We start from the raw sequence: 21,850 nt of genomic DNA on the forward strand, positions 1-21,850 counted from the left end.
CCCGATCTCGGTGGGCCCGCAATCGCCCCGACTCTTGCAAACGGTTGTGGCACCTGCGACGCTCCCCTGCATGGCTCAGGACAACACCCTGACGGCCACGGCCCTCCCCGAGGAGGCCGAGGTCGTCGTGATCGGCGCCGGGCACAACTCGCTGGTCGCCGCGGCCTACCTGGCGCGGGCCGGACTCGAGGTGGTCGTCGTGGAGGCGAACGCCCAGCCGGGTGGCAACACCCGGACCGAGGAGCTCACCCTCCCCGGCTTCGCCCACGACTCGTGCAGCAGCGCGCACGTGCTCATCCAGAACAATCCGCTGATCCGCGACGACGAGCTCGGGCTGCTCGCCGAGTACGGCCTCGAGTACCTCGCCACCGACCCCGCCGTCGTGCTGCCGCAGCCCGACGGCGAGGTCCTGGTGATGCACCGGGACCTCGAGGCGACCGCGGCCGAGCTGGCGCGCTGGTCCTCCGAGGACGCCCGTACCTTCGAGCAGCTCATCGGCGAGTGGCGCGGTGGACTCGCGGCGGCGCACGGACGGTGGAGCTCCCACCTGCCGCAACCGGACGACGCGACCTCGCGGCGCTACCGGGAGCTGCGGAGCAGGAGCGCCTGGGACGTCGTGCACGAGCGGTTCACGCATCCCGTCGTCCGCTCCTTCATGCTCTGGCTGGCGATGGCCACGATCCAGGACCCGCGCCGCGCCGGCACCGGCTTCCTGCCGTCGTCGCTCGCGGCCGGGCGACTCGACTTCGGCTGGACCACCCCGGTCGGGGGCAGCCAGGCGCTCCCCGACGCCCTCATCCGCATCATCGAGAAGCACGGGGGTCAGGTCGTGTGCGGCGCGCCGGTGGTGGGCCTGGTGACCGACGGCAGCCGGGTGCGCGGGGTCCGGGTAGCCGGCGGCACCGAGGTGCGCGCGCGGCGCGCGGTGGTCGCCGGCGGCCATCTCGCGACCCTGCCCTCGATGCTCGAGGGACGTGCCCCGACCGCCGACCTCGAACGCGCTCGCGACTCCTGGCGGCCCGGGCTCAGCGTGCTGGCCGTCCACGCCGCTCTGCGCGGCGACCTCGGCTTCGGACCGAACGGTCTCCCGAGTGCCGCCGCAGGCCTCGGCACCGCCGACGGCATCGTCCGTCACCTCGACCGGTTCGCTGCCGGCGACTGGGACGCCGAGGACCCGTGGCTGCTGGTGGTCAACCAGACCGCGGTCGATCCCACCCGACGGCCCGTCGACGGTGGTGGGACCTTCAAGATCCTGACGATCGCGCCGTACGAGCTGAGCGGCGGGCGGTCGTGGGAGTCGGAGAAGGACGAGTACGGCGCCCGCATCGTCGACCTCGTGCGCCGCCACGCGACCGGACTCGAGGTCGACGACATCCTGGCCATGCGCACCGAGTCGCCGCTCGACGTCGCCGCGCACAACCCCCAGAACCTCGGCGGCTCCTGCCACGGCGGCGAGTTCCAGCTCGACGGTGAGGTGGTCGCCGGCTGGCAGCGCTACGACACCGACGTCCCCGGCCTCTTCCTCACCGGCGCGTGCGTCCACCCCGGCGGCTCCGTCTCGGGCCGCCCGGGCCGCAACGCCGCCCGCACCGTGCTGACCTCGCTCGGCCTCGACCCGCTGGACGTGATGGGTCCCAGCTAGGTGGCCGAGGCGCCGGGAGCTTCATCGGTCGGCCGATGAAGCAACCCGCGCCCGCACCCAACGAATCGCACCCGGGGCTCCCAGAGGTCGGTGAGCGCGGCGAGCCAGCGGGCGGCGACGACCCCGTCGACGGGGCGGTGGTCGACCGACAGGGTGACGGTCATCCGCTTGCCGGGCACGACCGCACCGTCCTCGACGACCGGCTCGTCTCGCACCGCGCCGACCGCGAGGATCGCGGCGTGGGGTGGGTTGATGATCGCGGCGAACTCCTCGACGCCGTACATGCCGAGGTTGGTCACGCTGATCGTGCCGCCCTCGAGCTCGTCCTGCTTCAGCCTCCCGTCGCGAGCACGCGCGGCGAGGTCACGCACGCGCGCGGCGACCTCGCTGACCGGGAGCGACGTGACGTCGCGGAGCACCGGGGTCACCAGGCCCCGGTCGGTGGCGACGGCGACCGCGACGTCGACGGTGTCGAAGGTGCGGACGGCGTCGGGGGTCCAGACGACGTTCATCTCCGGTACGGCGCGGTGCGCGGCCGCGACGGCCTTGACGACGAGGTCGTTGACCGAGACCTTCACGTCGCCGTCGTTGACCTCGGCACGCAACGCGACCAGGGCGTCCGCGCGGACGGTCGCGCGCACGTAGAAGTGCGGCGCGGTCTGCTTGCTCTCGGTGAGCCGGCTCGCGATCGCCCGGCGCAGCCGGGTGTGCGGGATCTCCGACGCAGGGGCGTCGTGGGTCGGTGCCAGAACGGCGCGCGTCTCGGCGACGGGGGCGGGAACGGGCTCCGTCCGGGCGGCGAGAGCGCGCTCGACGTCGCGGCGCAGGATCCGCCCGCGAGGCCCCGTGCCGGGCAGGTCGTCGATGGGGAGCCCGGCGTCCTTGGCGATCTTGCGGGCCAGCGGGCTCGCGAACAGCCGGCGCGTCGGCGCGGCCGCCACCTCCTCCACCACCGGTGTCGCCTGCTCCGGCACGTCGCGCCGCTCCGGGAGGACGGGGGCGGTCGCGACCGCGACGCCGAGGGCGGCCAGGACCGCGTCGAGGTCGTCCACGGTCTCCCCGACCGCGCCGAGGACGGCGATCGGGGCGCCGACCTCGACCTGGGAGCCGGGAGCCACCAGCGTCTTGATGACGATGCCGGCGTCCTCGGCCTCGACGTCGACGACGGCCTTCTCCGTCTCGACCGTCGCGATCGCGTCGGTGGCGGAGAACTCGGCGTTCTCCGCCACCAGCCAGTCGGCGAGGACGGCGTCGGTCGCGTTGGCCGCGACCTCGGGCATGCGCAGCACGGTGGGCACGTCAGTACCTCGCGATCTCGGCGAGCTCGGCGATGACCTCGTCCTTCTGCGCGATGGCGGCGCGCTCGAGCACCTTGCTGATGCTCGGCGACGCCTCGGCACCCGTCACCCGGCGCACGGGTGCGTCGAGCAGGTCGAAGAAGCGGCGATGGATCTCGTCGGCGAGCCAGCCGCCGTACGACGTGCCGACCGCGCCCTGCTCGGCGATCAGCACCTGGTTGGTCCGGGTGATCGACTGCTCGATCAGCTCCCAGTCGATGCTGGCCCGGTCGAGCCAGCGCAGGTCGATCACCTCGGCGTCGACCTGGCCGAACTCCTCGACCGCCTCCAGCACGAAGGGCACCATCCCGAGATAGGTGAGCACGGTGACGTCGTTGCCCGGGCGGCGGATCGCGGCCTTGCCGACGGGCAGCACGTAGTCGAGGTCGTCGATCGGGCCGGGTCCGCTCGAGCCGTAGAGGTCGACGTGCTCGAGTACGACGACCGGGTCCTGGCAGGTGAGTGCGGCGTTCATCAGTCCCACGTAGTCGTACGGCGTGGACGGCGCGACGATCCGCCAGCCGGGGTTGGTCGCGAACACCCCGGCCGGGTCCATCGAGTGCTGCGAGCCGTAGCCGGTGCCCATCGCGACCTTGCTGCGCAGCACGAGCGGGACACCGGACTCCCCGCCGTACATGTGTCGGGCCTTGCCGATCTGGTTGAAGAGCTGGTCGGCGGCGACCCACATGAAGTCGGCGTACATGAACTCGACGACCGGCGTGCAGCGGCCGTCGAGCGCGATGCCTCCGGCGAGACCGGCGAACGCGTTCTCGCTGATCGGGGTGCCGAGGATGCGACCCGGGAAGCGGTCGGGAAGGCCGCGGGTGGCGCCGTTGGTGCCGCCGTTGAGCCGGTGCACGTCCTCCCCCATGACGACGATGCCCGGGTCGGTCTCCATGCGCCGGCCCATCACGGCCGCGACCGCGTCGATGAACTTCGTCTCCTGCACCGGTACGGCGAAACCGGTCGGGTCGACCACGCGAGCGGCGTCGAACTCCGACAGGTCGCCACGGACGCCGACGTCGACCCAGTCGGGGTCGGGCCACTCGCCGGGCCGGATCTGACGCTGTCCGGGCTTGCCGCCCGGCAGCGGCTCGACGAGCTCGCGGCCGATCTCCTCCATCACGGCCTTGGCGGCGGCCACGGCCGCGGCGGTCTCGTCGGCGGTCATGATGCCGCGGCGCTGGAGGTGCGCGGCGGTCTGGGTGAGCGGGTCGCGCTCGCGCCAGGCACGCTCCTCGTCCTTGTCGCGGTAGCCGAAGGCGCTGCCCGCGAACCCGCCGTTCTGGTGGAAGAAGCGGTAGGTGTCGACCTCGACCACCGTCGGCCCGCGGCCGCGGCGCATGTGCTCGACGGCCTCGGTCATCGCGAGATGGACCGCGAGCGGGTCCATGCCGTCGACCTTCCAGCTCGCGATGTTGAAGCCCAGGCCGCGGGCGGACAGGCGCGGCTCGGCGGTCGCCTCGTCGACCGACGTCGACACGGCGTACCGGTTGTTCTCGATGAAGAAGCAGACCGGCAGCGACCAGGCGCCGGCGAGGTTCATGGTCTCGAGCGTGGAGCCGATGTTGACCGCGCCGTCCCCGAAGTAGGTGACCGACACGGCGTCGCCACCGGAGTGCCGGTGCGACCAGGCGAAGCCGGCGGCCTGCGGCACGCCACCGCCGACGATGGCATTGGTGCCCATCGCTCCGGCCTCCTTCCACTGCAGGTGCATCGAACCGCCACGGCCGTGGCTCCAGCCGCGGTCGAGGCCGCAGATCTCGGCGAGCGTCTTGAGGAGCACCTCGCGCACCTGCTCGGACGGCGCCTCCAGCGGGTCGAGCCCCTTCGGCTCGACGTGGTGCAGCGCCTTGGCGAGGAACTGGTGGTGGCCGCGGTGCGAGCCGTTGACGGAGTCGTCGCTGGTGAGCGCGAGCACCGAGCCGACCGCGCCGCCCTCCTGGCCGATGCTCGAGTGGGCGGGGCCGTGGATCAGGCCGCCGGCGGCCAGCTCGAGCACGTACTGCTCGAAGGTCCGGATCCAGACCAGCTGGGCGTAGATCGTGCGCAGCAGGTGGGGGTCGGCGGCGTCCCAGTCGGCCTCGGTGGCGACGACCTCGACCCACGGTGACGCGGGCTCGAGGGGGTGGTGCTCGGGCATGGGTGTCTCCTCGGCTGAGTCGTGGCTCGACAGCACGATGACACAGTATTGGATCCAAAATCTAGTGTGGGAAGTGATGGACGCCACGGTTCCCCGCGTGCTTTGCTGCTTCAGCACGTCAGATCGGATCCGAAAGGTACGTCTTATGCCGATACCGGGGCTGCGCCGGATGGACCACGTGGGGTTCACCGTGCCCGACCTCGACGAGGCGCACCGCTTCCTCGTCGACGTGCTCGGCTGCGACTACCTCTACTCGCTCGGCCCCTTCCGGCACGACGACGACTGGATGCTCGCCCACCTCAACGTGCACCCGCGGGCGGAGATGGTCGAGAACCGGTGGTTCCGCTGCGGCGACCAGGCTGTCTTCGAGGTCTTCCACTACACCTCCCCCGACCAGTCCGACGCGATCCCGCGCAACAGCGACATCGGCGGCCACCACATCGCGCTCTACGTCGACGACCTCGACGCGGCGGTGACGCACCTCGAGTCGCATGGCGTGCGTGTGCTCGCCGGCCCGACCGCCAGCAAGGGCCCCGCCGCGGGCAACCGCTGGATCTACTTCCTCAGCCCGTGGGGGATGCAGTTCGAGCTGGTGTCCTACCCCGGCGGCAAGGCGTGGGATCGGGAGAACCCCGATGACTGACGTGAGCAGCAGCCGCGTGGCGGCGTACCTCCGCGAGGCGATCCTCGGCGGCGACCTCAAGCCGGGCGACCGGATCCGCCAGGAGGAGATAGCGGCCAGGCTCGGCGCGAGCCGCCTCCCGGTGCGCGAGGCGCTGCGGATGCTCGAGGCCGAGGGGCTCACCGAGCACGAGCCGCACAAGGGTGCACGGGTGCCGCGGCTGACGCAGCACGAGGTCGACGTCATCTACCGGATGCGCGAGCGGCTCGAGCCGCTGGCGCTCGTCGAGAGCCTGCCGCAGCTGGGCCCGGCCGACGTCGAGCGGCTCGAGGACGTGCAGCGCCGGATCGAGGACAACGACGACCTCGAGAAGTTCCTCGACCTCGACCGCGAGTTCCACATGCTCACCTACAGCGGCTGCGCGATCGAGCCGCTCAACCAGAACGTCACCCGGCTCTGGAACTCCACCCAGCACTACCGGCGTGCGTACGTCGCACTCGGCGGGCAGAGCCGGATGTGGATCGTCAACGCCGAGCACCGGCTGATCCTCGATGCCGTCGTACGCCGTGACGCCTCGGACGCCGAGCGCTACCTGGAGGGCCACATCCGTCGGACCCGGAACGAGCTCGCGCACCACCCGGAGGTCTTCGACTGATGCGGATCACTGTCAACGGAGAGGATGTGGGCCTCACCTCGGACGGCGACACCACCCTCCTCACTGCGCTGCGCGACGAGCTCGGACTGGTCGGCACCCGCTTCGGCTGCGGCCAGGGCCTGTGCGGTGCGTGCTTCGTCGACGTCGACGGCACCGTGATGCCGTCGTGCCAGACGCCGGTGTGGCAGGTCGAGGGGCAGGCCGTCACGACCGTGGAGGGGCTCTCCCAGGACGGCGAGCCGCACCCCGTGCAGCGGGCGATCCTCGACCGGCAGGCGGCACAGTGCGGCTTCTGCATCTCCGGCATCGTGGTGCGCGCGGCCGCACTGCTGCGCGACGAGCCGGACGCCGACGCCGCCCGCGTCACCGAGGCGCTCGACCGCAACCTGTGCCGCTGCGGCGCCCAGCGCCGGATCATCGAGGCCGTGCTCGCCGTCCGGGAGTCACGATGAGCGAGCTCCCGGCCCACGTCGTCGACAACCCGAGGCTCGGCACCTGGATCACCGTCGCCGGCGGCGTGGTCGAGGTGCACGTCGGCAAGGTCGAGCTCGGCCAGGGCATCGTCACGGCGCTCGCGCAGATCGCGGCCGACGCGCTCGCCCTTCCGTTGAGCCGGATCCGCATGCTCGCCGCCCACACGACCCACGGCCCCGACGAGGGCCTCACCGCCGGCAGCCTGTCGGTGCTCCAGGCCGGACCCGCGCTGCGTCACGTCGGTGCCGTCGTACGCGCGCTCGCCGGCCCGCCCGACGACGAGTACGTCGCGCGCATCGCCGCCCTCGACCCCGACACGGACCTCCTGACCGCCCCGACCGCGGACGCCGTCACCCCTGACGCGGTCGGGAGCAGCACGCCCCGGCTCGACCTGCCCGACAAGGTGCTGGGTCGGCCGCGCTACCTGGCCGACCTGCGGCCCGACGGGCTGCTCCACGGCCGGGTGCTGCGGCCGCCGTCGCCCGGCGCCCGGCTCCTCGAGCTCGACGACGACTGGAAGGCACCCGGCGTCGAGCTCGTGCGCGACGGCTCCTTCGTCGGCGTCGTCGGCGAGCGCGAGGCCGACGTCGACCGGGCTCTGGAGCAGCTCGCCCGCGACTGCGCCTGGGCCGAGGAGGACGCCCTCCCGGACGGGGACGATCTCCCCACCTGGCTGCGTGCCGGCCCGCACGAGGAGATCGAGGTGCTCGACGAGTCGCCCGCGCCGGGCACCCTCAGCGCGTCGTACTCGCGGCCCTTCCTGGTGCACGGCTCCATCGCACCCAGCGTCGGGCTCGCGCGCTGGGACGGCGATGCGCTGCGCGTCTGGAGCCACAGCCAGGGCATCCACCCGCTGCGGATGGCGATCGCCTCGGCCCTCGGGCTCGACCCGGCAGTCGTCGAGGTCGAGCACGTGGAGAACGCCGGCTGCTACGGCCACAACGCCGCCGACGACGCGGCCTTCGACGCCGTGCTGCTGGCGCGCGCCGTACCCGGGCACCCGGTGCAGGTGCGCTGGACCCGGCCGGACGAGCTGGCCTGGGGACCGCTGTCCTCGGCGATGACCGCGACCGTCTCCGCGTCGCTGGCTGACGGGCGCATCGCCGGCTGGTGCTACGACGTGTGGAGCCAGGGACACACCGCGCGGCCGATGTACCGCGGGATCCCCGGGCTCCTCGCCGGCGCCCACCTCGCGACTCCGGTCCCGCTGCTGCCGGCCACGGACCCGCCGACCGCGGCCGGCGGCGGCACCACCCGCAACGCCGTCCCGATCTACGACGTCGGCCCGCGGCGCATCGCCGGGCACCGGCGCGTCGACAGCCCCTTCCGCACCTCGGCGATGCGGGCGTTGGGCGCCTACCTCAACGTCTTCGCGATCGAGAGCTTCATGGACGAGCTGGCCGAGGAGGCGGGCGCCGACCCGGTCGACTTCCGGCTCGCGCACCTCACCGACGAGCGCGCCGCGCGCGTGGTGGCGGAGGCCGCGCGCCTCGCGGAGTGGGGCGAGGAGCTGCCCGACGAGGTCGGCCGCGGCATCGGCTTCGCCCGTTACAAGGACAAGGGCGCCTACTGTGCGGTCGTCGCCGAGGTCGGCGTCGCGTCCTCCGTGGCGGTACGCCGCCTGACCGTGGTCGCCGACATCGGCCTGGTGGTCAACCCGGACGGCGCCCGCAACCAGCTCGAGGGCGGGGCCACCCAGTCGACGAGCTGGACGACCAAGGAGCGGGTCCGCTTCGACCGGCGCCGGATCTCCAGCACCGACTGGGAGACCTACCCGATCCTCACCTTCCGCGAGGCGCCGCTCGTCGACGTCCACCTGGTCGACTCGGCCGCGCCCTCCCTGGGCGCCGGCGAGGCCGCTCAGGGGCCGACCGCAGCCGCGATCGCCAACGCGGTGCACCACGCCCTCGGCGTACGGGTCCGGGATCTCCCGCTCGACGCCGACGCCGTCGTCCGGGCCATCGAGGCCCAGGAGTAAGCCCAGGAGTAAGCCCAGGAGTAAGGAGAGCACCATGCCCCGGATCAGCTATGTCCCGATGGATGCGATGACCGCGGAGATGCGCGTCGAGATGGAGCGCAGCGCGCGCGAGGGCACGCCGCGGCCGGAGTCGTCCGCGGTGCGTGCGCACTGCCCGGACGTCTTCATGACGTTCACCGACTACTGGGACGCGACCTTCCGCAAGGGCGTGCTCGACCACGCCGTCAAGGAGCTGGCACGGCTCTACATCACCAAGACGACGAACTGTCAGTTCTGCGGCAACCAGCGCTCCTCGACCGCCGGCCTGCCGGAGTACGAGGTCGACGACCTGCTCAACTTCGAGCGCTCCGACCAGTACGACGATCGCCAGAAGGCCGCCCTGGCCTACGCGCAGGCGATCGCCTGGGGCGAGCAGGACCTCGACGGCCTGTGGTCGCGGCTGCACGCGCACTTCACCGAGGCCGAGCTGGTCGAGCTCGGCTGCTTCGTGGCCCTGACCTTCGGGCAGCAGTCCTGGATCCGGCTGCTCGGCATCGGCCACCAGGAGTACGACGTCGAGGGCATCGACTCGACGGCCGGACTCGCACCCGGGGTGGCCAGGTGACCGAGCTCCGCTCGATCGAGCGGGTCGGCTTCGTCGGCCTGGGCGCGATGGGCAGCGGAATCGCGCGGCGGCTGATGGACGCGGGCTACTCCGTCGTCGGCTGGAACCGCACCCGGGCCAAGGCGCAGGACCTCGTCGACGCCGGCATGGGCTGGGCCGACACGCCCCGCGAGGTCGCCGAGCAGTGCGACGTCGTGCTCACGATGCTCACCAACACCGCGGCGATCCCGGCCAACGCGCACGGCGACGACGGGCTGCTCGCCGGTCTGCGACCCGGCACCGTGTGGGCCGACCTGAGCACGATCGCCCCCGACGCCAGCGTCGCGCTGTCCGAGGAGGTCGCCACGACCGGCGCGTTCTACCTCGACACGCCCGTCTCCGGCAGCCCGGCGACGCTGGCCGCCGGTCAGATGTCGGTGATGGTCGGTGGCGACCGCGCGGCGTACGACCACGTGGAGAAGCTGCTGCTGTCGATCGGCCCGAAGGTCACGTACATCGGCGCCAACGGCCACGCCATCCTCACCAAGGTCGCGATCAACCTGACGCTGGTGGTGTCGGTGACCGCGTTCGCCGAAGCCGTGGCGCTGGTCGAGAAGGCCGGCGTCGACCGCGCGGCCGTCGTCGACGCGGCGCTCAAGAGCGTGGTCGCCTCGCCCGTGATCGGCTACCGCGCGCCACTGCTGGTCGACGACGACACCGTCTTCGCCGACGTCGAGCTCCAGCAGAAGGACCTGGTGCTCGCACAGGACCTCGGCCGCCGGCTCGGCGCGATGGTGCCGACCTGCTCGGCCGCGAGCGAGATGCTCAGCGCCGCCCGCAGCAGCGACCTCGCCGACCGCGACTTCCTGATCAGCGTGTCCGACGTCTACCGACGAGCAGCAGGAGTGGCCCTGTGAAGCCCCCCTTCCGCACCACCATCGCCGACGTACCTCTCGAGGAGAATCTCAGCGAGGACGAGGGCTGGGTCGACATGCAGGTGCAGTACCTCATCAACTCCGACCGCGGCGGCTCCGACCACCTCACCGTCGGCAAGACCGTGCTGCCGCCCGGCGCCCGCCACGAGCGGCACCTGCACACCGGTGCCGACGAGTTCCTCGTGGTGATGTCGGGCCGCGGCGAGATCCACACCAACACGGGCCGCGAGCCGTCGCAGGCCGGCGACGTCATCTTCACCCCGCGCGGCAACTACCACGGCTTCGTCAACACCGGCGACGAGGACGTGGTGCTCATCTGGGGCTGGAGCGGCGCCGGGTCCCTGTCCGCCGCCGGATATGGCATGCCCGGCCCGGACGAGACCTTCGACGACCCGTCGTGACCTCTCACCCTCCCCTCGACCCGCGGATCCGGCGCGGCACCGAGCGGATGCTGGCGGCCCGGGCCGCCGCCCCCGATCCCATCGGCTGGAAGGCCGGCTTCGGCGCTCCTGCGTCGCTGGCCGCTCTGGAGATCGACCGCCCGCTGGTCGGCTTCCTCACCCGCTCCCGCCTGCTCCCCTCGGGCACCTCAGCGTCGGTCTCCTCCTGGACGAAGCCCATGCTGGAGGCCGAGGTGTGCGCGCACCTGGCGTCCGACGTCGGCCCCGGCTGGACGCCGGCCGAGGCCCTCGCCGCCGTCGGCGGCTGGTCCGTGGCGATCGAGCTCGCCGACCTCTCCTTCGCACCCACCGACGTCGAGGCGATCCTGGCCAGCAACATCTACCACCGCCACGTGATCCTCGGCCCGGTCGTACCTGCGCTTCCCTCGCCTCTCTCCTTCTCGGTGACGAAGGACGGCTCCGAGGTGGCGACGACGTCCGATCCCGAGGCCCTCACCGGCGATCTCGGCTTCGTGCTCGCTTCGACGGCCGACACCCTCGCCGCCTGCGGCGCCGGTCTTCGCGCCGGAGATGTCGTCATCACCGGCTCGGTCATCCCACCGCTCGCGCTGGAGGACGGCGGTGCGTGGTCAGTGGCCGCCGGCGCGCTCGACGCGGTGTCGCTCCGTCTCCTCCCTCTCGCCTGACGATGGCAATTCGAACATCTGTTCGATACCATGAGTCATGGCCGCCCCATTGGAGGAGATGTGCGAGGACGAGGTCCTCGACTTCGCCGACGTGTGCGCGGAGGCCGCCCGGCGCGCGGAGGTCGACCTGCTGCGCGCCGCCTACCAGTGGGCGGTGCTGCACTCTGCCGAGCGGCTCGACCCGGCCGAGTCCGCGAAGCCCGGCCGCGAACGTCCCCGGCAGCTCGGCGGGTCCGGAACGCCGCAGGTCACGGAGTTCGCAGCGGCGTCGTTCGGGGCGCGGATCGGGCGTTCGTCGTACGCCGCCGCTCGCCTCATCGCGGACGCCCTCGACCTGCACCACCGGCACCCGCAGCTGTGGGCCCGCGTCCGCGCCGGGGAGGTCCGCGCCTCCTACGCCCGGCACGTCGCCGCCAGGACCCGTGACCTCGAGCCCGACGAGGCGGCGTACGTCGACGCAGGTGTCGCCGAGTCCGCCGACGGGCGTATCTGCTGGTCGCGGTTCGAGGCGCTCGTGGACGCCAAGGTCGCCCAGGCCGCCCCCGCGGCAGCACGCGAGCAGGAGGAGCGGGCCGCGAAGGCGACGTTCGCCAAGACGCTCCGGACCGAGGCCCGTGGCATGGCCTCCTTCCTGATCCGCGCCGACATCGCGACCATCGACGCGATCGATGCCGCCGTCACCGCGAAGGCCGCCCAGCTCGACACCGAGACCCCCGACGTTCCCGACGACGAGCGGCGCGTGCAGGCAGCCCTCGCCCTGCTCGCCGGCGACGACGCGTCCGTGGACGTCCAGCTCTTCGTGCACGCCTACGTCGGCCCCGACCGCGAGGGCATCGTCCGGGTCGAGGGCCACCAGCCGGTCACCGACGACTGGGTCCGCACCGTCCTCGGTCCCCACGCCACGTTCACGATCCGCCCGGTCCTCGACCTCGCCGGCCAGGCCCCGGTCGACGCCTACGAGATCCCCGACCGACATCGCCAGGCCGTGCACCTGATGACGCCGGCCGACACCTTCCCCTTCGCCTCCTGCACCACGCGAACCATGCAGATCGACCACACCGTCCCTCACGACGAGGGCGGCAAGTCGGGCGTCGGCAACTACGGGCCGATGACCACCACCCATCACCGCATCAAGACCCATGGACGATGGCAGGTGCAGCAGCCGTTCCCCGGCATATACCTCTGGCGCGACCCCCACGGGGCCTACTACCTCGTCGACCACACCGGCACCCGCCGGATCAACTCGGCGCCCACAGGTGCGCCCGCGTCCTCCATTCGCAGCGTCGTCGAGCTCTGGCACGCACCAACGGGCATCGAGCTCGACTACGCAGCCTGACGCAGGCTCGCAGACCACGCTGGCGGGACGTTCGCGGCGGAAGCCGCGGTGATGGTCACGCCGGTCGGACCGATCGGGACGTCACCAGCTGACGGCGACGTACTTCGACTCCAGGTAGTCGAGCATGCCCTCGTGGCCGCCTTCGCGGCCGATGCCGGACTGCTTGGTGCCGCCGAAGGGGGCGGCGGGATCGGAGACGAGGCCGCGGTTGAGGCCGACCATGCCGGAGTCGAGCTGCTCGCTGACCCGGAGGCCGCGGGCGAGGTCGCGGGTGTAGACGTAGGAGACCAGGCCGTACTCGGTGTCGTTGGCCATCCGGATCGCGTCGGCCTCGTCGGAGAAGGTGATGATCGGGGCGACGGGGCCGAAGATCTCCTCGCCGAGGATCTCCGCGCCGAGCGGTACGTCGAGGAGCACGGTCGGCTCGTAGTAGAAGCCCTCGCGGTCGGGGCGCTTGCCGCCGGTGACGACGCGGGCGCCGGCGGCGACGGCGCCCTCGACGAGCTCGTGGACGGAGGCGGCTGCCTCCTCGTTGACGAGCGGGCCGACCTCGGTGTCGTCGGCGGTGCCGGGGCCGACGCGGAGGGCGGCCATCCGGTCGCCGAGGCGCTGGGAGAAGTCGGCGGCGACGGCCTCGTGGACGTAGAAGCGGTTGGCGGCCGTGCAGGCCTCGCCGGCGTTGCGCATCTTGGCGATCATCGCTCCGTCGACGGCGGCGTCGAGGTCGGCGTCGTCCAGGACGACGAAGGGCGCGTTGCCGCCGAGCTCCATCGAGCAGTTGACGACCTGGTCGGCGGCCTCCTTGAGCAGCACCCGGCCGACCTCGGTCGAGCCGGTGAAGGAGAGCTTGCGGACGCGCGGGTCGTGCAGCATCGCGGAGACGACCGCGCCGGAGCGGCGGGCGGGCAGCACGTTGACCACGCCGGCCGGGACGCCGGCGTCCTCGAGGATCTTGGCCATCAGCAGCGCGGTGAGCGGGGTGTCGGAGGCCGGCTTGAGGATGACGGTGCAGCCGGCGGCGAGCGCGGGGCCGATCTTGCGGGTGGCCATCGCGGCCGGGAAGTTCCACGGGGTGACCAGCACGCAGATGCCGACCGGCTGCTGGAGCACCACGATCTTGTTCGCACCCGACGGCGCGGTCATCACCTGACCGGAGGCGCGCACGGCCTCCTCGGCGTACCAGCGGAAGAACTCCGCGGCGTACGCCGTCTCGCCGCGGGCGTCGGGGAGCGCCTTGCCGTTCTCCAGCGAGATGAGGTGGGCGATCTCGTCGGCGCGCGCGGTCATCAGCTCGAAGGCGCGGCGCAGGATCTCCGACCGCTCGCGCGGGGGCGTCGCGACCCAGCCCGCGGCCGCGGCGTCGGCGGCGTCGACCGCAGCGATCGCGTCGTCGACGGACGCCGAGGCGACGGTCGTAAGCACGGCGCCGGTCGCGGGGTCGAGCACGTCGAAGCGGCCGCCGTCCGAGGCGGGCACCAGCTTGCCGCCGATGCACAGGTCCAGCGGCAGGTCGGTGAGCTGGTCGAGGGAGAAGTCACCCATCAGGGAAGGCCTTTCAGTACGGGTTGGCGACGACGAGCTCCTGCGCGGGGAAGAGCGTGAGGATCTGGGGACCGTCCTCGGTGATGACGATCTCCTCCTCGATCCGCGCGGCGGAGACGCCGTCCGAGGCGGGGCAATAGGTCTCCAGCGCGAAGACCATGCCGACCTGCAGCTCGACGGGCTCCTTCATCGAGTTGAGGCGGGAGATGATCGGGCGCTCGTGCAGGCCGAGGCCCAGGCCGTGGGCGAACTGCAGGCCGAAGGCCTCCATCTCGCTGCCGAAGCCGAACTCCTCGGCAGCCGGCAGCAGCGCGGCGACCTCGTCGGTGCCGACGCCGGCCTTGATGCCCTCGATGCCGCGGTCCATCCACTCACGTGCCTTGGTGTAGGCGTCGCGCTGGGCCGGGGTCGAGCTGCCGACCGCGAAGGTGCGGTAGTAGCAGGTCCGGTAGCCGTTGAAGGAGTGGATGATGTCGAAGAAGGCCTGGTCGCCGGGGCGGATCAGCCGATCGGTGAAGTTGTGCGGGTGCGGGTTGCAGCGCTCGCCGGAGATCGCGTTGACCGCCTCGACCTGGTCCGAACCCATCTCGTAGAGGCGCTTGTTGGCGTGCGCGACGATCTGGTTCTCGCGGACGCCGGGCTTCAGCATCTCGACGATGTCCTGGTAGACGCCGTCGACCATCGCGGCCGCCTGGTTGAGCAGCACGATCTCGTCGTGGCTCTTGATGCAGCGCGCGTCGAGCATCAGCTGCTGCGCGTCGACGACCCGCAGGCCCTGCCGCTCCATCTCGAAGAGGAACGGCGGCTCGACGATGTCCATGCCGACCGGCAGGTCGGCCACCCCGGCCTCGACGAGCAGTGACTTGATCTCCGCGACGGCATCGGCCATGAGTCCGACGGACGGCGCAACGGCGCCGCGGAAGCCGAGGAAGCCAGCCCGGTAGTTCTCCTCCGGGACCCACTGGCTGTACTTCTTGTGGTGCTTCACCGCCGACCCGAAGTCCCACAGCACCGGGTCCTTGTCCCGGGCGAGCAGGGCATAGCGGATCATCTTGTCGCCGAGGGCGCCGCCGATCCAGGTCTGGGTGGTGTAGCGGATGTTGTAGAAGTCGAAGAGCAGGAACGCCCCGCACTCGCTGGTCTCCAGCGCGGCCTTCGCGCGCTCGAGCCGGTATCGCCGGAGTCGTTCGAAGTCGACCCGCTCCTCGTAGTCGACCCCCATGTGCCCCGGTGCGGGGATCGGACCGCTCATCCGCCGAGCCCGTCGTCGACGGGGACGTTCTCGGGCTTGAGCTCGATGCCGGAGTTGTGGGCCTGGAGCTCGAGGAGGATCGCGAAGTCCTCCTCGGTGCGGCCGCTGCTGACGCTCGCCTGGACGGCGGCGGCCGCGGCGGCGGCGACCGGCATCGGAACGTCGAGGTCGTGCGCGGCCTCGAAGCCGAGGTCGAAGTCCTTGCGCAGCAGGATCGGGGTGAAGGTCGGCGTGAAGTCGAGGTTCACGAAGGCCGGCGACTTGTAGCGCGTGAAGACCGAGCCCATGACGGAGTTGTTGAGGAACTCCAGGAAGGCCGCGCGCGGAATGCCGCCCTTCTCGGCCAGCACGGTGATCTCGGCGAGGTTCTGGGTGACGACGCCGAGCATCACGTTGTGGCAGATCTTCGCGAGGCGGGCGAGCTCGCCCTCCCCGACGTACGTCGCACCCTTGCCGAGGTGGTCGAGCAGCGGGGCGAACCTCACGTACGCCTCCTCCGGGCCGGAGACCACGAGCGTCAGGCCGCCGGACCGCACGACCTTCCCGTTGCCGCTCACCGGCGACGAGAGGAAGTCGACGCCGCGCTCGGAGCAAGCGGTGCGCATCGCGGCCGAGGCCTCGGTCGAGACCGTCGAACAGTCGATCACCGCACCCGGCACGTGGTCGGGGTCGGCCAGCAGGCCGCCCTCGCCCACGAGGACCTGCTCGAGGTCGGCGGGGGTGGAGACCATCGTGAAGACGACGTCGAGACCACGCAGGTCGGCGATCGTGTCGGCGACCTGGCAGCCGACCTCGGTGAGCACCTCGGCCTTGGCGCGCGTGCGGTTCCAGACCGTCACGTCCTCGCCGGCCTTGGCCAGGCGGCTCGCCATCGCGGCGCCCATCCGGCCGGCGCCGATCCAGCCGATCCTGATCGTGCCGGGCTGGTGGGTGGTGTCGGTCATGAGCCTGCCTTCTCGGTCGTGCGGACGGGAGCGGTGAGCCGGGCGGCCAGCCAGTCGGCGGTGCGCGGCCGGTGCCAGGGCGCGACGTTCGCGCAGCCGTGGTTGCCGTTCTCGAGCATGAGCAGCTCGACCGGGCCGGCGACGGAGTCGCGCAGCCGGACGGCGTGCTCCCACGGGATCAGCCGGTCGAGCCGGCCGAAGACGATGAGGAGCGGGGCGACGAGGTCCTGCGCGACGTCGGCCATCCCGAGGGTGAGCGCGATCTGCCGTGCCTCGTCGTCGGTGGCGGCGCCGCTGCGCACGCGGAACGTGTCTCGGGTCAGCTGAGGCAGGCCCGGCCAGCACTCGCCGAAGTTGAAGGGTCCGGCGAGCGACACGCACGCGGTGACGCGGTCGCCGAGGGCGGCGGCGATGCGGGGCGCGTAGTAGCCGCCCAGACTGACGCCCCAGATGCCGAGCCGGCTGCGGTCGAGCTCGGGCAGCTCGCCGAGCGTCGCCCAGAGCGTCTCGGCGACGGGCGCCCAGTCGCCGCGGATCGGCAGGTCGTACTCCGCCTCGCCCTGGCCGGGGCCGTCGATCGTGAAGGTCGCCATGCCCCGGACGAGGAAGGTCTCCTCCGTCGAGCGCAGCTCCTCCTTGGTCGAGTCGAGGCCGGGCACGAGGACGACGACCGGGTGCGGGACGTCCCCCGCCGGCACCCGCAGGACGGCGACCAGCGTGCTCCCCTCGAAGGGCATCTCCACCCGGCGGCCGGGCGGGTCGAGGTACGGGAGAGCGGCGTCCAGGCAGGCCACGGCGCGGGCGTGCGCGGCCTTCATCTGCTCGACGTCCTCGACGAAGACGAACTTGGCGAAGTGGTGGTAGACGGCAGCCTGGGACAGGTGCTCGCCGGCCGAGCGCAGTCGGCCCTCGGCGAGGGCATCGCGTCCGAGCTGCTCGTGCTCGGCGCCGGCGGCGACCCACGCGGCGCACCAGTCGGCCCAGTGCTCCAGACCGGCGGTGACGCGCTCGAAGTCGGCGACGGTCACGCCGTTGACCGTGAACCGTGGCCCCCAGTGGGACACCGCCGAGGCGACCAGCTCGTCCATCTCTCCCCTTCGGATCGCATACGTTCACGCCGAGGCGACGTGTTACTGCAAACGAGTGCAGCCTCCCGCCACTGCGGGATGATGTCAAGTACGGCGGGCTGCAGACGCCTGTTGCTGCAATCGACTGCACAATCCGCTACGGTGCCGCCGTGGACCTCCTCGTCGTCGGCTCGTTCACCCCGTCCGTGCTGCTGGACGTGGCCGGTCGCACCGGCCGGCTCCGCGACCGCGGGCTGGAGGTGCGCGAGGTCGCGGTGACCTCGTCGCCGGGCCAGTTCCGCTCCCTGCTCGACGGCGAGCTCGACGTCGGGCTCACGAGTCCCGACAACGTGCTCGCCTACCGCTTCAACCCGCGCAACCCGCTCGGCGAGCTCGCCGACGTGCGCATCGTCGCGGCCATCGACCGCGGCATGGGGCTGGGCCTCTACGGACGGCCGGGCACGACGGCCGCCGACCTCGTCGGCGCCCAGGTCGGCGTGGACGTCGGCACGTCCGGCTTCGCCCTCGCGCTCTACTCTCTCGCGGAGGGACTGGGAGTGACCCGCGACCGGTACGACCTGGTCGCGCTGGGCTCGACCCCTCGGCGGCTCGAGGCCCTGCTCGCCGGTGACTGCCTCGCCACCATGCTCAACGCCGGCAACGAGCTGATCGCGGAGGAGCACGGCTGCGTCCGGCTCGCGACGGCGGCCGAGCACCTCTCGCCCTACCTCGGCACCGTCGTGGCCGTCGCCGGCGAGCACCACCTCGGCGGCGCCCGGCGCCTCTCGTCGGCCCTGCTCGAGACGGCCACCGAGATCGCCGGCGGCGGACTCACCGACGAGGCCGCCGAGTCGGCCGCGCGGCGGCTCGGGCTCGGCGACGACCTCGCCCTGCGGTACGTCGAGCGCCTGCGCGACCCGCGCGACGGACTGGTGCCCGACGGCGTGGTCGACACCGGATCGCTCGAGACGCTGGTGCGGCTGCGGCGTACCTATCTCCCCGCGCCGGTGCCCGGCGAGCCCGGCGCCGACGCCCTCGACGCGGCACTCGCGGAGGACTCCGGCCTGGTGCAGGCGTGAGGCGCACCCCGAGGCCGGGCCGCCGCAGCGAGCCACTGCGGCTCCTCCAGCTGACGACCTTCGTCAGCACGCTCGACCGCTTCGCGATGCCCCCGATGCTGGTGGCGATCGCGCACGACATGGACGCCTCGCTGAGCCAGGTCGTGCACGCCGCCGGGGCCCACTTCCTGATCTACGGCCTGTCCCAGCCGCTGTGGGGCATGGTCTCCGACCGTCTCGGCAGAGTCCGCACGATGCGGGTGACGCTGCTGCTGGCCGGCATCTGCACGCTGCTCTCGGCGATCACCTGGTCGCCGCTCAGCCTCACCGTCGCGCGCGGCCTCGCGGGTGGCTTCTTCGGCGCCGCCTACCCCGCGAGCATGATCTACATCGGCGACACCGTGCCCGCCTCTCGGCGGCAGCCCGACATCGCCCGCCTGATGGTGGGCGTGGCCCTGGGTACGGCGCTGGCGTCGATCGGGGCCGGCCTGCTCGCCGACCTGGTGTCCTGGCGGTTCGCCTTCGTGGCCACGGGCATCGCCTCGCTGGTGCTGACCGGCACCCTGCGCGCGCTGCCCGAGCCGGACGCGACCGAGCGGCCCGGCACGGTGCGGGAGGCGATCGGCCGCGTCGGCCGGTCGCCGGTCACGCTGCTGGTGCTGCTCTTCGCCTTCACCGAGGGCGCGGTCCTGCTCGGCGGCCTCACGCTGCTGCCGCCTGCGGTCGAGCACACCGGCGCGAGCGCCGTGCTGGCGGGCACCGTCACGGCGGTCTACGGCGTGGCGGTCTTCCCCTTCTCCCGGCTGGTCGGACGACTCGCGGCGACCTGGCACCCCAGCCGCTTGATCGCGCTGGGCGCCGGGGCGGCCGCCCTCGGCTGCGCCCTGCTGGTCGTCTCCCAGGAGCCGCCGATGGCGCTGGCCGTCGCCGTGCTGCTGGCCCTGAGCTGGACCGCCATGCACTCCTCGCTCCAGACCTGGGCGACCGAGGTGCTGCCGGCCGCGCGCGCCACCGTCGTGTCGTTCTTCGCCGGATCGCTCTTCGTCGGCAGTGCGCTCGCCGCCGTCGTGGTCGCCGACCTCGCGGACGCCGGGCGCTACTCCGTCATCTACGCCGCGTACGCCGCGCTCGCCATCCCGCTCGGCGTGGCCGCCAGCTGGCGACGGGCGCAGTGGCAGCGTCCGCCGGACCGTGACCGGGCAGCCTGACCCCTAGGATGCCCGCCATGCAGACACCGACGCTCCGGGACGTGGCGGACGCAGCAGGCGTCCACCCCGCGACGGCGTCGCGCGCGCTCAACCCGGCGACCCGTGGACTGGTCAACGCCGACACGGCACGTCGCGTGATCAAGGTGGCCGAGTCGCTCGGCTACCGCCCCAATCCGATCGCGCGCGGCCTGAAGACGGCGAAGTCGGGCACCGTCGGCCTGGTCATCCCCGATCTCACCAACCCGCTCTTCCCGCCGATCGTCCGCGGCATCGAGGACGTCCTCGAGCCCGCCGGCTACAGCGGCCTGATCGTCAACACCGACAACGACCCCGGCCGCGAGCGCGCCCAGATCGAGCAGCTGCGCTCACGCCAGGTCGAGGGCCTCATCATCGCCACCGCGCTGCTCGACCACCCCCTGCTGGCGCAGCTGCGCCGCGAGGGCGTGCTGATGGTGATGGTCAACCGGCGACCGGACGGCATCGACGTCCCGTCGATCACCCCGGACGACGCGACGGGGGTGGAGCTCGCCGTTCGGCACCTCGCGGACCTCGGCCACCGACGCATCGCCCACCTCGCCGGGCCGCTGCAGACCTCCACCGGCCTGGTCCGGGCCCGCGCCTTCCGCAGCGCGATCCGCGACCGCGGGCTCGACGACGACCCGGACCTGGTCGAGGTCTGCACCTACTGGAGCGAGGAGGCAGGCGCCGTCGGGCTGCGCACGCTGCTCGACCGCGGCACCGAGTTCACCGCGGTCGTCGCGGGCAACGACCTGATCGCGCTGGGCTGCTACGACGTCTTCGCCGAGCGCGGCATCGACTGTCCGAGCGAGATCAGCGTGGTCGGGTTCAACGACATGCCCTTCCTCGACAAGCTGCGTCCGCCGCTGACCACGATCGCGATCCCGCACCAGCAGATCGGGGCCGAGGCCGCCCGGCTGCTGCTCGACGCGATCGCCGACCCGGCTCGGCCGGCACGATCGGTGCTGCTGCCGCTGAGCCTGGTCGTCCGGGGCTCGACCGCACCACCCCGCTGACCCGTTGCAATCGTTTGTGGTCGTCGCTAGGTTGCGGCCATGACCGACCCGTACGCGCCGCTCTTCAGCGAGGATCTCCCGGGCTCCGACAGCCCCGCCCACTACCTGCTCGCAGAGACGCTCGACGGGCTCTACGCGCCGTACGCGCTGCGCCTCCCCGCCGGTCCCGGACCCCACCCCTTCGTCCTCGTCGCCTACGGCAACGGCGGTGGCGGCATCGACTGGCTGCGCCACCGCGTGCACGGCTTCCGGCACGTCACCGACGTGCTGCTCGAGGCCGGGTACGCGTGCGCGTGGACCCGCTACCGCACCGAGGTCGAGCTCGGCTACGACACCGGCGGCGCGCTCCGCGTCGAAGGCCGCCAGGGCATGGAGCTGATGAACCGCGCGCCGCTGGAGTACGAGGACGAGGTCGCGATCCTGCGGCACGTCGGCAAGCACCCCGCGATCGACCACGAGCGGCTCTTCCACCTCGGCGTCAGCCACGCCGGCGAGATGCTCTTCAAGCTCTGCTCGCAGTACGCCGGCCTCCTGCGCGCCGGCGTCGCGGCCGAGCCGGCGTCGCACGAGCTGCTCACCCTGCGCCTCGAGGACGCCCCGAGCGTCGTCACCGTCGACGGGATGCGCGACATCGAGAGCATGGAGATCCGCTCGACCGAGGCGGCCCGCGCGCGGATCACCTCACCCGAGGAGGTCTCGGCCCGACTCGACGGCGTGGACATCCCCGTCCTCGTGCTCGGTCGTGACCAGGACGAGCTCCAGGGCATCTTCCGGCTCACCTACGAGCTGCTCGCCGAGAAGCGCGACGACGCCGAGTGGCGGACCTGGAGCCACGACGTGCACGGCTACATCTACCCCGAGAACGACGAGCACGGCGTCCCCGTCGTCGACGACGTGCAGCGCGAGGCCCTAGCCGCGATCGTGGGGTTCTTCGACCGCTACCGCTGACCTCG

20 protein-coding genes are annotated in these 21,850 nt (G+C 72.3%); 14 read left to right on the forward strand and 6 right to left on the reverse strand.

Going from position 1 to position 21,850, the window contains the following annotated elements; genetic code table 11:
* The first annotated feature begins 70 nt into the window (after window positions 1–70).
* Window positions 71–1,642 (forward strand): phytoene desaturase family protein, encoded by a 1,572-nt coding sequence (locus tag K8U61_RS07125; RefSeq protein WP_224122303.1) that lies wholly within the window; start codon window positions 71–73, stop codon window positions 1,640–1,642.
* Here the strand turns inward: K8U61_RS07125 and K8U61_RS07130 are convergent.
* Both K8U61_RS07130 and K8U61_RS07135 read right to left on the reverse strand, forming a co-directional pair.
* The gene (locus K8U61_RS07130) at window positions 1,639–2,922 is read right to left on the reverse strand and encodes a dihydrolipoamide acetyltransferase family protein (RefSeq protein WP_224122304.1); all 1,284 of its coding nucleotides are present in this window, start codon (window positions 2,920–2,922) and stop codon (window positions 1,639–1,641) included. The genes K8U61_RS07125 and K8U61_RS07130 overlap by 4 nt on opposite strands.
* 19 nt (window positions 2,923–2,941) lie before the next feature.
* A complete protein-coding gene (locus tag K8U61_RS07135; protein WP_224122305.1) occupies window positions 2,942–5,122 on the reverse strand; it encodes an alpha-ketoacid dehydrogenase subunit alpha/beta in 2,181 nt (726 codons plus the stop codon).
* Between the two features lie 169 nt (window positions 5,123–5,291).
* On the opposite strand from K8U61_RS07135, the gene K8U61_RS07140 reads away from it, so the two are divergent.
* The 9 genes from K8U61_RS07140 to K8U61_RS07180 are packed head-to-tail and all read left to right on the forward strand — an operon-like array spanning window position 5,292 to window position 12,792.
* Entirely contained in the window at window positions 5,292–5,765 is a 474-nt protein-coding gene (locus tag K8U61_RS07140; protein WP_224122306.1) for a VOC family protein, read from the forward strand.
* The gene (locus K8U61_RS07145) at window positions 5,758–6,399 is read left to right on the forward strand and encodes a GntR family transcriptional regulator (protein WP_224122307.1); all 642 of its coding nucleotides are present in this window, start codon (window positions 5,758–5,760) and stop codon (window positions 6,397–6,399) included. The genes K8U61_RS07140 and K8U61_RS07145 overlap by 8 nt, the downstream gene beginning before the upstream one ends.
* The gene (locus K8U61_RS07150) at window positions 6,399–6,851 is read left to right on the forward strand and encodes a (2Fe-2S)-binding protein (RefSeq protein WP_224122308.1); all 453 of its coding nucleotides are present in this window, start codon (window positions 6,399–6,401) and stop codon (window positions 6,849–6,851) included. The genes K8U61_RS07145 and K8U61_RS07150 overlap by 1 nt, the downstream gene beginning before the upstream one ends.
* The gene (locus tag K8U61_RS07155; RefSeq protein ID WP_224122309.1) at window positions 6,848–8,851 is read left to right on the forward strand and encodes a xanthine dehydrogenase family protein molybdopterin-binding subunit; all 2,004 of its coding nucleotides are present in this window, start codon (window positions 6,848–6,850) and stop codon (window positions 8,849–8,851) included. Before K8U61_RS07150 ends, K8U61_RS07155 begins: the two co-directional genes overlap by 4 nt.
* Window positions 8,852–8,885: 34 nt before the next feature.
* Complete coding sequence (locus tag K8U61_RS07160; protein WP_224122310.1) at window positions 8,886–9,455, forward strand: carboxymuconolactone decarboxylase family protein; 570 nt, start codon at window positions 8,886–8,888, stop codon at window positions 9,453–9,455.
* Window positions 9,452–10,351 (forward strand): NAD(P)-dependent oxidoreductase, encoded by a 900-nt coding sequence (locus K8U61_RS07165; RefSeq protein ID WP_224122311.1) that lies wholly within the window; start codon window positions 9,452–9,454, stop codon window positions 10,349–10,351. Before K8U61_RS07160 ends, K8U61_RS07165 begins: the two co-directional genes overlap by 4 nt.
* Entirely contained in the window at window positions 10,348–10,770 is a 423-nt protein-coding gene (locus K8U61_RS07170; protein ID WP_224122312.1) for a cupin domain-containing protein, read from the forward strand. Before K8U61_RS07165 ends, K8U61_RS07170 begins: the two co-directional genes overlap by 4 nt.
* A complete protein-coding gene (locus K8U61_RS07175) occupies window positions 10,767–11,456 on the forward strand; it encodes a fumarylacetoacetate hydrolase family protein (RefSeq protein WP_224122313.1) in 690 nt (229 codons plus the stop codon). The genes K8U61_RS07170 and K8U61_RS07175 overlap by 4 nt, the downstream gene beginning before the upstream one ends.
* A gap of 37 nt (window positions 11,457–11,493) precedes the next feature.
* Entirely contained in the window at window positions 11,494–12,792 is a 1,299-nt protein-coding gene (locus tag K8U61_RS07180) for a 13E12 repeat family protein (RefSeq protein ID WP_224122314.1), read from the forward strand.
* Between the two features lie 81 nt (window positions 12,793–12,873).
* On the opposite strand, the gene K8U61_RS07185 is transcribed toward K8U61_RS07180, so the two are convergent.
* Genes K8U61_RS07185 through K8U61_RS07200 form a run of 4 tightly spaced genes read right to left on the reverse strand, consistent with a single transcriptional unit; the run spans window position 12,874 to window position 17,618 of the window.
* Window positions 12,874–14,334: an NAD-dependent succinate-semialdehyde dehydrogenase gene (locus K8U61_RS07185; RefSeq protein WP_224122315.1), complete on the reverse strand. Its 1,461-nt coding sequence runs from the start codon at window positions 14,332–14,334 to the stop codon at window positions 12,874–12,876.
* A gap of 13 nt (window positions 14,335–14,347) precedes the next feature.
* Window positions 14,348–15,586 carry a M24 family metallopeptidase gene (locus tag K8U61_RS07190; RefSeq protein WP_224122316.1) on the reverse strand — a complete coding sequence of 413 codons (1,239 nt, stop codon included), beginning with the start codon at window positions 15,584–15,586 and terminating at the stop codon, window positions 14,348–14,350.
* The gene (locus K8U61_RS07195) at window positions 15,583–16,530 is read right to left on the reverse strand and encodes an NAD(P)-dependent oxidoreductase (RefSeq protein WP_224122317.1); all 948 of its coding nucleotides are present in this window, start codon (window positions 16,528–16,530) and stop codon (window positions 15,583–15,585) included. Before K8U61_RS07195 ends, K8U61_RS07190 begins: the two co-directional genes overlap by 4 nt.
* On the reverse strand, window positions 16,527–17,618 hold the full coding sequence (locus K8U61_RS07200; RefSeq protein ID WP_224122318.1) for an alpha/beta hydrolase family protein: 1,092 nt from the start codon (window positions 17,616–17,618) through the stop codon (window positions 16,527–16,529). Before K8U61_RS07200 ends, K8U61_RS07195 begins: the two co-directional genes overlap by 4 nt.
* 149 nt (window positions 17,619–17,767) lie before the next feature.
* On the opposite strand from K8U61_RS07200, the gene K8U61_RS07205 reads away from it, so the two are divergent.
* The 4 genes from K8U61_RS07205 to K8U61_RS07220 are packed head-to-tail and all read left to right on the forward strand — an operon-like array spanning window position 17,768 to window position 21,845.
* A complete protein-coding gene (locus tag K8U61_RS07205) occupies window positions 17,768–18,676 on the forward strand; it encodes an ABC transporter substrate-binding protein (RefSeq protein WP_224122319.1) in 909 nt (302 codons plus the stop codon).
* Window positions 18,673–19,863, forward strand: coding sequence for an MFS transporter (locus K8U61_RS07210; RefSeq protein ID WP_224122320.1), 1,191 nt, complete (start codon window positions 18,673–18,675; stop codon window positions 19,861–19,863). Before K8U61_RS07205 ends, K8U61_RS07210 begins: the two co-directional genes overlap by 4 nt.
* Window positions 19,864–19,880: 17 nt before the next feature.
* Window positions 19,881–20,897 (forward strand): LacI family DNA-binding transcriptional regulator, encoded by a 1,017-nt coding sequence (locus tag K8U61_RS07215; RefSeq protein WP_224122321.1) that lies wholly within the window; start codon window positions 19,881–19,883, stop codon window positions 20,895–20,897.
* A 39-nt stretch (window positions 20,898–20,936) separates the two neighbouring features.
* Entirely contained in the window at window positions 20,937–21,845 is a 909-nt protein-coding gene (locus tag K8U61_RS07220; protein WP_224122322.1) for an alpha/beta hydrolase family protein, read from the forward strand.
* Window positions 21,846–21,850 lie beyond the last annotated feature (5 nt).

The organism is Nocardioides mangrovi (assembly GCF_020073815.1).
Taxonomy (GTDB): domain Bacteria; phylum Actinomycetota; class Actinomycetes; order Propionibacteriales; family Nocardioidaceae; genus Nocardioides; species Nocardioides mangrovi.

Coding starts and splice junctions, on each gene's coding strand:
- K8U61_RS07125 (WP_224122303.1), top strand. CDS start 71: ATGGCTCAGGACAACACCCTGACGGCCACGGCCCTCCCCGAGGAGGCC.
- K8U61_RS07130 (WP_224122304.1), bottom strand. CDS start 2,922: ATGCCCGAGGTCGCGGCCAACGCGACCGACGCCGTCCTCGCCGACTGG.
- K8U61_RS07135 (WP_224122305.1), bottom strand. CDS start 5,122: ATGCCCGAGCACCACCCCCTCGAGCCCGCGTCACCGTGGGTCGAGGTC.
- K8U61_RS07140 (WP_224122306.1), top strand. CDS start 5,292: ATGGACCACGTGGGGTTCACCGTGCCCGACCTCGACGAGGCGCACCGC.
- K8U61_RS07145 (WP_224122307.1), top strand. CDS start 5,758: ATGACTGACGTGAGCAGCAGCCGCGTGGCGGCGTACCTCCGCGAGGCG.
- K8U61_RS07150 (WP_224122308.1), top strand. CDS start 6,399: ATGCGGATCACTGTCAACGGAGAGGATGTGGGCCTCACCTCGGACGGC.
- K8U61_RS07155 (WP_224122309.1), top strand. CDS start 6,848: ATGAGCGAGCTCCCGGCCCACGTCGTCGACAACCCGAGGCTCGGCACC.
- K8U61_RS07160 (WP_224122310.1), top strand. CDS start 8,886: ATGCCCCGGATCAGCTATGTCCCGATGGATGCGATGACCGCGGAGATG.
- K8U61_RS07180 (WP_224122314.1), top strand. CDS start 11,494: ATGGCCGCCCCATTGGAGGAGATGTGCGAGGACGAGGTCCTCGACTTC.
- K8U61_RS07185 (WP_224122315.1), bottom strand. CDS start 14,334: ATGGGTGACTTCTCCCTCGACCAGCTCACCGACCTGCCGCTGGACCTG.
- K8U61_RS07190 (WP_224122316.1), bottom strand. CDS start 15,586: ATGAGCGGTCCGATCCCCGCACCGGGGCACATGGGGGTCGACTACGAG.
- K8U61_RS07195 (WP_224122317.1), bottom strand. CDS start 16,530: ATGACCGACACCACCCACCAGCCCGGCACGATCAGGATCGGCTGGATC.
- K8U61_RS07200 (WP_224122318.1), bottom strand. CDS start 17,618: ATGGACGAGCTGGTCGCCTCGGCGGTGTCCCACTGGGGGCCACGGTTC.
- K8U61_RS07215 (WP_224122321.1), top strand. CDS start 19,881: ATGCAGACACCGACGCTCCGGGACGTGGCGGACGCAGCAGGCGTCCAC.
- K8U61_RS07220 (WP_224122322.1), top strand. CDS start 20,937: ATGACCGACCCGTACGCGCCGCTCTTCAGCGAGGATCTCCCGGGCTCC.